Origin of the sequence: Thiorhodococcus minor (assembly GCF_010820565.1) — a bacterium.
Classification (GTDB): Bacteria; Pseudomonadota; Gammaproteobacteria; order Chromatiales; family Chromatiaceae; genus Thiorhodococcus; species Thiorhodococcus minor.
This window is the reverse complement of the sequence record NZ_JAAIJQ010000036.1, coordinates 49,365-57,803: the sequence shown is the minus strand read 5'-3', so window position 1 is coordinate 57,803 and position 8,439 is coordinate 49,365. Positions and strand designations below refer to the sequence as shown.

6 protein-coding genes are annotated in these 8,439 nt (G+C 67.1%); 5 read left to right on the top strand and 1 reads right to left on the bottom strand.

Annotated features, from left to right (window positions below):
- Nucleotides 1–76: 76 nt before the first annotated feature.
- Nucleotides 77–841, bottom strand: coding sequence for a TSUP family transporter (locus G3446_RS13335; protein WP_164453326.1), 765 nt, complete (start codon nt 839–841; stop codon nt 77–79).
- 216 nt (nt 842–1,057) lie between these two features.
- Between G3446_RS13335 and G3446_RS13330 the strand changes: the two genes are divergently transcribed.
- From G3446_RS13330 to yoaA, 5 genes are all read left to right on the top strand, one after another.
- A complete protein-coding gene (locus tag G3446_RS13330) occupies nt 1,058–1,993 on the top strand; it encodes an ABC transporter ATP-binding protein (RefSeq protein ID WP_164453325.1) in 936 nt (311 codons plus the stop codon).
- The gene (locus G3446_RS13325; protein ID WP_342450112.1) at nt 1,990–2,778 is read left to right on the top strand and encodes an ABC transporter permease; all 789 of its coding nucleotides are present in this window, start codon (nt 1,990–1,992) and stop codon (nt 2,776–2,778) included. Before G3446_RS13330 ends, G3446_RS13325 begins: the two co-directional genes overlap by 4 nt.
- 271 nt (nt 2,779–3,049) lie before the next feature.
- Nucleotides 3,050–5,419 carry a penicillin-binding protein 1B gene (gene mrcB / locus G3446_RS13320; RefSeq protein WP_164453324.1) on the top strand — a complete coding sequence of 790 codons (2,370 nt, stop codon included), beginning with the start codon at nt 3,050–3,052 and terminating at the stop codon, nt 5,417–5,419.
- Nucleotides 5,420–5,486: 67 nt separating this feature from the next.
- Nucleotides 5,487–6,344: a tetratricopeptide repeat protein gene (locus tag G3446_RS13315; RefSeq protein WP_342450111.1), complete on the top strand. Its 858-nt coding sequence runs from the start codon at nt 5,487–5,489 to the stop codon at nt 6,342–6,344.
- 43 nt (nt 6,345–6,387) lie between these two features.
- Complete coding sequence (gene yoaA, locus G3446_RS13310; RefSeq protein WP_164453322.1) at nt 6,388–8,388, top strand: DNA repair helicase YoaA; 2,001 nt, start codon at nt 6,388–6,390, stop codon at nt 8,386–8,388.
- Nucleotides 8,389–8,439: the final 51 nt, after the last annotated feature.

The window sequence follows — 8,439 nt, the reverse complement described above, 5'->3', positions numbered from 1 at the left end:
AATCTTAAAGACGTTAGCCCAAATTCGTCTGAACACTGCACAATCCAATATGCCCACTGCCCACTGCCCTCAACCCTCAACCAAGCTGTCCCCAAAGCAGCTTCGCCGAGACGAGGATCGACGAGATCACCAGCACCGGCCGAACCAGCGCGGCGCCGTGCCGCATCACCATATGGGCCCCGATCCAGGCCCCCGCCAACTGACCGATCGCCATGGCTGCGGCGATGGGCCAAAGGATATGGCCGCCGGCCAGGAAGAACAGCAGGGCCGCCAGATTGCTGGTAAAGTTGAGCGCTTTGGTATGGGCTGTGGCCCGGCGCAGGTTGTAGCCGAGCAGGGCGACATAGCTCATCGCGAAGAAGGTGCCCGTGCCCGGCCCGAAGAAGCCGTCATAGAAGCCGACGCTGAGCCCGATGCAGAGGGCGAAGGCCGTGCCGCCGATGCGCTGATGGGAGTCGAGGTCGGAGACCCGTGGCGAGAGCCAGAAATAGACCGCGAAGGCGATCAGCAGCACCGGGATCAGACGCTCCAGGAAGGCGCTGTCGATCTGCTGCACCAGGATGGCGCCAGCGGCGGAGCCCGCGAAGGTGCAGGCGATCGCCAGCGCGATGCCGCGTCTCTCGAGATGTCCCCGCCGCATGAACTGCAGGGTGGCCATGCCGCTGCCGAAGACCGCTTGGGCCTTGTTGGTGGCCAGGGCCTGGACGGGCGTCAGCCCGGCCCAGAGCAGGGCGGGGATGCTCAGCAGTCCGCCGCCTCCCGCCATGGCGTCGATCAGTCCGGCGAGCAGGCCGACTGGGAGCAGGAGAAGGGCGGTTTGCAGGAGGTCGGGCTCGATCATGGGGCTCGTGGTCTAGGGGGCTGCCTGGCCCGCGGTGGTCGCGGCCGGCTCGATATTGTGGCGATCATTGCCATGTCCGACGGCGCATAGGTGCGCTGGAATCGCCGAGCGCCGAGGTCCTTGTCGCGCCGTCGCCCGCACCGCCAGGGCCAGCCTGGCGTCGGGCTCAGCAATGCCCGGCGCGGCCGGCGATCCTAACTCACACTCGGGAGACCCATGTTCGCACTCGATGCCCAACAGCTGACCAAGGCCTACAAGGGCGGCTTTCAGGCCCTCAAGGGCGTGGATCTGCAGGTGGAGGAGGGTGATTTCTTCGCCCTGCTCGGACCGAACGGCGCCGGGAAGTCCACCTTCATCGGAATCGTTTCCTCGCTGGTTCGCAAGACCTCGGGGGCTGTCCAGGTCTTCGGTCATGACCTCGACACAGATCCGGAAGGCGTGAAATCCTGCATCGGGCTGGTCCCGCAAGAGTTCAACTTCAATCTCTTCCTCCCCGTCCTCGAGGTGGTCCTGAATCAGGCGGGCTACTACGGCATCCCGCGCCGCGAGGCCAGGGTGCGCGCCGAGCGCTACCTGCGTCAGCTCGACCTCTGGGACCGCCGGGGGACCGAGATGCGCAAGCTCTCGGGTGGTCTGAAACGCCGCTTGATGATCGCGCGCGCCCTGGTGCACGAGCCGCGGCTGCTCATTCTGGACGAGCCGACGGCGGGGGTGGACATCGAGATCCGCCGCTCCATGTGGTCATTCCTGAGGGAGCTGAACGCCAAGGGTACGACCATCATCCTGACCACCCACTACTTGGAAGAGGCGGAGAGCCTCTGCCGCAATATCGCCATCATCAACCAGGGCGAGATCGCCGAGCGGACCAGCGTGGCCAAGCTGCTCGGCCAGCTCCATACCGAGACCTTCGTGCTGAATCTCAAAGGCTGCGTCTCAGAGCTGCCTGAGCTCGGCGGCTTCGTCCTCCAGCACCTGGACGACTGCACCCTGGAGGTCGAGATGAATCGCGACCACACCATCAACGGCCTCTTCGAGGCGCTGTCGCGCAACGGCATCGAGGTCATCAGCCTGCGCAACAAGCAGAATCGGCTGGAGCGGCTCTTCCTCGAGCTGGTGGATCGGCGCGCGGCGGGGCTGGAGGGGCGGGCGTGAGACGGCGATTGAGCGACTGGCACCGCTATTGGGTGACCTTCCAGACCATATTGACGAAGGAGATCCTGCGCTTCTCGCGGATCTGGGTGCAGACCATCCTGCCCTCCGTCATCACCACGACGCTCTACTTCGTCATCTTCGGGCGGCTGATCGGCGAGCGCATCGGCACCATGGACGGCTTTGCCTACCTGGACTTCATCGTCCCCGGCCTCGTCCTCATGGGCGTCATCACCAACTCTTACGCGAACGTGGTCTCCTCCTTCTACAGCAGCAAGTTCTCCCGCTACATCGAGGAGCTGCTGATCTCGCCAGCGCCCAACTGGGTCATCCTGGCCGGCTATGTGTCCGGCGGGGTCGCGCGCGGCCTGATCGTCGGGACCGCGGTGATGCTGGTCGCGCTGCTCTTCACCGAGATCCAGATCCACAGCGCGCTGGTGACCCTGGTGATCTGCATCATGACGGCGGTGCTCTTCTCGCTCGGCGGCTTCATCAATGCCATCTACGCAAACAGCTTCGATGACATCTCGATCGTGCCCACCTTCGTGCTGACGCCGCTGACCTACCTGGGCGGGGTCTTCTATTCGATCTCGCTGCTGCCCGACTTCTGGCAGGCGGTCTCGCTGGCCAATCCCTTGCTCTACATGGTCAACGCCTTCCGCTACGGACTGCTCGGGGTGAGCGATATCCCCATCGGCGTCGCCTTCGGCATGATCCTGATTTTCATCCTGGTGCTGACGGCCTTCAGCTTGCTGTTGCTGCGGCGCGGGGTGGGGATCAAGACCTGAGGTTGGGGGGCGCGGTTTGCGCGAAACTTGTAGCAAGGGTGCAATGAAAGCGTGAAAGTGCCTGACCCTGTTGTCGGTCTTCCGGGGAGATGGGAGCATCAGCGTCTGATCGGCGCCGATAATGGGTGCGCCTGCCCGTCCATGTGCAATAATCACGCATCCCACCTATGCCTTCAGCCAAGGGTCTGCCGCGCGCGGTCGCGGGGGCTTGTGAGTAGCCGTGCCATCCAGTAATCGTCGACCTCCCTCCCAGCGCCGCAGGCGCGCTCCAATGCCCAAGCGTTTCCGGCTCGGTCGTTTCCTGTTTCGCTCGACCCTGGTCCTGACCCTGGTTTTCGGTGGCCTGGTCGCGCTCTACGGGGCGCACCTCGACCGTGTCGTGCGCGACAAGTTCGAGGGACAGCGCTGGGCGCTTCCCGCGCGCGTCTACGCCCGGCCGCTGGAGCTCTATGTCGGCAAGCACCTCAAGGCGGACGACCTTCAGGCGGAGCTGGACCGGCTGAGCTATCACGAGAAGGCCTCGCCCGCGGCGTCCGGCTACTTCCACCGCGATGGCGATAGCTTCCAGGTGCGTACCCGTGCCTTCCGCTTCTGGGACGGGCGCGAGCCGGATCGCTTCCTCAAGGTCGGTTTCGAGGATGGCAAGGTCGCGAGCCTGGAAGCGCTGGAAGAGGAGCGCCCGGACCCGGCCCTGGTGCGGCTGGATCCCATGCTGATCGCCAGCATCTACCCGACCCACAACGAGGACCGCGTCCTGGTGCGGCGCAAGGAGATCCCGGACCTCCTGGTGCGGACGCTCATGGCGGTCGAGGACCGCAACTTCTACCGCCACATGGGCGTGGACCCCAAGGGCATCCTGCGTGCGGTCGTCAGCAACCTGCAGGCCGGCGCCGTGGTCGAGGGTGCCAGTACCCTCACCCAGCAGCTCGTCAAGAACTTCTACCTCAGCGCGGACCGCACCTTCGAGCGCAAGATCAAGGAGGCCTACATGGCGCTCCTGCTCGAGCGCCGCTACAGCAAGGACGAGATCCTGGAGGCCTACGCCAACGAGATCTATCTGGGGCAGGACGGCAGCCGCGCCATCCATGGCTTCGGCCTGGCGAGCGAGTTCTACTTCGATCTGCCCCTGAGCGAGCTGGACGTCGCCAAGACGGCCTTGCTGGTGGGGATGGTGCAGGCCCCGTCGAGCCTGGACCCGCGCCGTCACCCCGAGGCCGCCGAGCGCCGTCGCAACCTGGTGCTGGATCTCATGGTGCGCGACGGCGTCATCGAGCCCGAGGCGGCCGCCCAGGCGAAGGAGCAGCCGCTCGGCATCCAGAACGGCGGCGGGCGGCCCGCCGGTGCCTATCCCCATTTCATCACCCTGGTGAGACGGCAGCTCCAGCGCGACTACCGCGACGAGGATCTGCGCTCGGAAGGTCTGAACATCTTCACGACGCTGGATCCTCAGGTCCAGGCCACCGTGGAGGAGGCCCTGCCCAAGCGGCTGGCCGCGCTGGAGAAAAAGCGCAGGATGAAGCCGGGCACCCTGGAAACGGCGGCCGTGGTGACCTCAGTCACCCAGGGCGAGGTGCTTGCCGTGGCCGGTGGCCGCGAGCCTGGGTATGCCGGCTTCAACCGCGCGCTGGACGCGGTCAGGTCGATCGGCTCCCTGGTCAAGCCGGCGGTCTACCTGACGGCCCTGTCGGAGTCCGACCGCTATACGCTGACGACCTCCATTCAGGACAAGCCCGTCAGTCTGCCCGACGGCGCTCGCCGCTGGGAGCCCAAGAACTACAATCACCGCGTCTATGGCGCTGTGCCCCTCTACAGCGCCCTGGTCCGCTCCTTGAACCTGGCGACGGTGAACCTGGGCCTGAGTGTCGGGGTCAGCAAGGTCGCGGATACCCTTTACGCCATGGGCGTGCAGCGGCAGATCCGCAAGGTTCCCTCGCTGCTGCTGGGCTCCGTCTCCATGTCGCCGCTGGAAGTGGCGCAGATGTACCAGACGATCGCCGCCGGAGGCTATCGCGCGCCGCTGCGGGCGATCCGCGAGGTGGTGGACGCCCATGGCCTGCCGCTCAACCGCTATCCCTTGGCGGTGGAGGCCGTGGTGGATCCCAAGGCGGCCTATCTGACGACCTGGGCCATGCAGCGCGTCGTGACTCAGGGGACCGCCAAGTGGCTCGGCGCCAAGCTGCCCGATGGTATGACCATGGCCGGCAAGACGGGAACGACGGACGACATGCGCGACAGCTGGTTCGCCGGATTCACGGGCGACAAGGTCGCCGCGGTCTGGGTCGGCCGTGATGACTACAAGCCCATGGGGCTCGCCGGTGGCACGGGCGCGCTGCGCGTTTGGGGGGAGCTCATGCTCGCAATGGAGAATGAGCCACTCCCGGAAGCGCCCCCGGACGGCGTCGTGCTTGCCGATGCCTGCGGGCGATCCAATGTGCCCTACATCGGGGATAGCGCCTCGCGGCCAGGCTGTGGGGGCGGGAATAAGCGCAGGACGCCCTCGGGGAAGTCCGAGAGTCGCGTCGCCCGGAATCAGGCCGAATCGAGCGAGCCCGCTCGGCAGCGGCCGGAGCCCAAGCCCGAGCCGCCGCCGAGGCCGCGCGAGCAGACCCAGAATCATTTCATGAGAGATTTCTACAACTGAGGACTTGCCTCGCCGACAGACCGCGAGGCGGACGCGACAAGAGATGGATAGATCGAGCCGATTCTTAGTGACACTTGCGGCCGCTGGCGCGCTCACGGCCTGTGCCCTGGGACCTCGCGAGGGGCCGCCGGCACCCGTGGTGCGGGCAACGCCGCGCCAGGCACAGCCACCGGCTTATCCCGTCGAGCCCCCGGTCGAGAAGGCCCCCGAGCCGAAGCCGGTCGCCCCCAAGCCGAAAAAGCAGGGGACCCGCGTCTATGCCTACAAGGATCCCAGCAAGATTCCGGATCCCGCGCCTGAGCCGAGCGTCCCGGCGCCTGCGAACGGACCAGCGGCGTCTGCGGATGGCCGTGTCGCGACCCAGGAGCCGGCCAGTCGCCCGCCGACAGCGGCCGCGCCTCAGCCCCAGACGCAGGCCGCGCCGCAGCCAGGGGCTCCGCAGGAGGCCGCGAGCGCCGACCTTGGGGCGACCCAGGAGAAGCCAGACGAGCAGATCGTCGCCAAGGCGGATACTCAGCCGCAGCTGCCCAAGACCGCGGAGCCAGAGCCGCCTCCAGCGCCCCCTGTCTCCAAGCTGCCGGAGTCCAATGTCGCGGCCCCCGACCTGCCGCCGGCCGCCGATACTCTAGCTAGGCAGGCCGAGAGCCAGCGTCAGGCCGGCGACTACGCGGGCGCTGCCGCCTCGCTCGAGCGCTCGCTGCGCATCGCTCCGCGCGAGGCCTACCTTTGGAATCGTCTGGCGCGCGTGCGCATGGAGCAGGGCCAGTCGTCTCAGGCCGGCAACCTTGCGGCGCGCTCCAACGATCTCGCTGGCGAGAGCGCGGACATGAAGAAGGACAACTGGCGAATCATCGCCGAGGCCAAGCGACGCGCTGGAGACATGACCGGCGCCAGCGAGGCCGAGAAGCGCGCCGGTCAGGATTGATCGCGGCGAGGGGTCGGCGGGGCTCCGGCATGGGGAGCGTTGAATGACGGATCTCAGCCAGGTGCTGGGGCCGGGCGGACTGCTCGCGAGCAAGGTCCCGGGCTTCAGCTATCGCCCGCAGCAGCAGGCGATGGCCGAGCGCATCGCCGGCGTCATGGAGGAGGGCGGTGTCCTCATCTGCGAGGCGGGCACGGGCACGGGCAAGACCTACGCCTACCTGGCCCCGGCGCTGCTGTCCGGCCGCAAGGTGCTGGTCTCCACCGGAACGCGCAATCTGCAGGATCAGCTCTTCCATCGCGACCTCCCGCTGATCCGCAAGACGCTCAATGTCCCCGTCACCACCGCACTCCTGAAGGGGCGGGGCAACTATCTCTGCCGTCATCGCCTCAAGCTCGCCCAGGAGGATCTCGGCGGCCTGGATCTTGGGCTGCGCGGCCATCTCAAGCAGGTGCTGGATTGGTCGAAAGGCACCAAGCGCGGCGACATCGCCGAGCTGCCGATCCCCGAGGATGCCTCGGTGTGGCCGCTCGTGACCTCGACCACGGACAACTGTCTGGGTCAGGACTGCGAGGATTTGCAGTCCTGTCACCTGGTGCATGCGCGGCGTCAGGCCCAGGAGGCCGATGTCGTGGTGGTCAATCACCACCTCTTCTGCGCCGATCTGGCGCTCAAGGACGAAGGCTTCGGTGAGATCCTCCCGGGGGCGGACTGCTTCGTCCTGGACGAGGCGCATCAGCTGCCCGAGGTGGCCACCAGCTTCTTTGGCATCACGCTGAGCGGCCGCCAGCTGCTGGACCTCGCGCGCGACACCGACCTCGAGGTCAAGAAGGAGGCGAGCGACGCCGCGGACCTGCGCGAGCGCACGGCGCGTCTCAAGCGGGCGGCCCAGGACGTGCGCGGGCGACTTGGCGAGCAGGATCGGCGCGGACCCTGGCATGAGCTGGCGCAGGATGCCGAGGTGCAGCGCGCCCTGGCATCGCTCGAGCGGCGGCTGCAGGCGCTGATCAACGGGCTCGCGGCCAGCGCGGGTCGTACCAAGGGGCTGGATGCGGCGCACGAGCGCGCCAAGGATCTGCTCGGGCGCCTGAGCACCCTGACCGCGCCCGAGACGGCGGAGAGCGTGCGCTGGTTCGAGACCCAAGGGCGTGGCTTTCGGCTCCACCAGACGCCGCTCGAGGTCGCCGACCTCTTTCGCGACCAGATCGGGCGCAAGCGCAGCGCCTGGGTCTTCACCTCCGCGACCTTGGCGGTCGGGCATGGCTTCGATCATTTCGCACGCCAGCTGGGTATCGAGGACGCCGAGACCGACCTCTGGGACAGCCCCTTCGACTACCCCAGCCAGGCGCTCTGGCTCGTCCCCCGCGGCATGCCCCAGCCGTCGGAGCCGGACTACAACCGCCACGTCCTGGAGCTGGCCTGCGAGATCATCGGCTACAGCCGCGGGCGTGCCTTTCTGCTCTTCACCAGCCATCGCGCGCTGCGCGAGATGGCGGCTGGCCTGGAGGGGCGCATCGACTATCCCGTCCTGGTCCAGGGCACGGCCCCGCGCGCCGAGCTGGTCGATCGGTTCCGCAAGCTGGGCAACGCCGTGCTGCTCGGCACATCGAGCTTCTGGGAGGGGGTGGACGTGCGCGGCGACGCCCTGTCCTGCGTCCTCATCGACCGGCTGCCCTTCGCATCGCCCGGCGACCCCGTGCTCTCGGCGCGCATCGACGCGCTGCGCCAGCAGGGCGGCAATCCCTTCCGCGACTACCAGCTGCCTCGGGCGGTGATCGCCCTCAAGCAGGGTGCCGGGCGGCTGATCCGCGGCGCCGAGGATCGCGGTGTCCTGGTCGTCTGCGACCCGCGCCTGTTATCGCGCTCCTACGGCTATACCTTCCTGGATAGCCTGCCCGCCATGGCGCGCACCCGAGACATCGCCGTCGTCAAGGCGTTCTTCGAGGGGGAGGGCGCGGAGCCCGCTTCCGAAGCGAATGAAGCTCCTGAAGAGGTTATTGGAACCGCAAAGGCGCAAAGGACACCAAGGGACAGTAAGATTGATTGATGCCCAAACATTCGCCGTTCGATGCGGCACTCAAGCTCGACTGCCCACTGC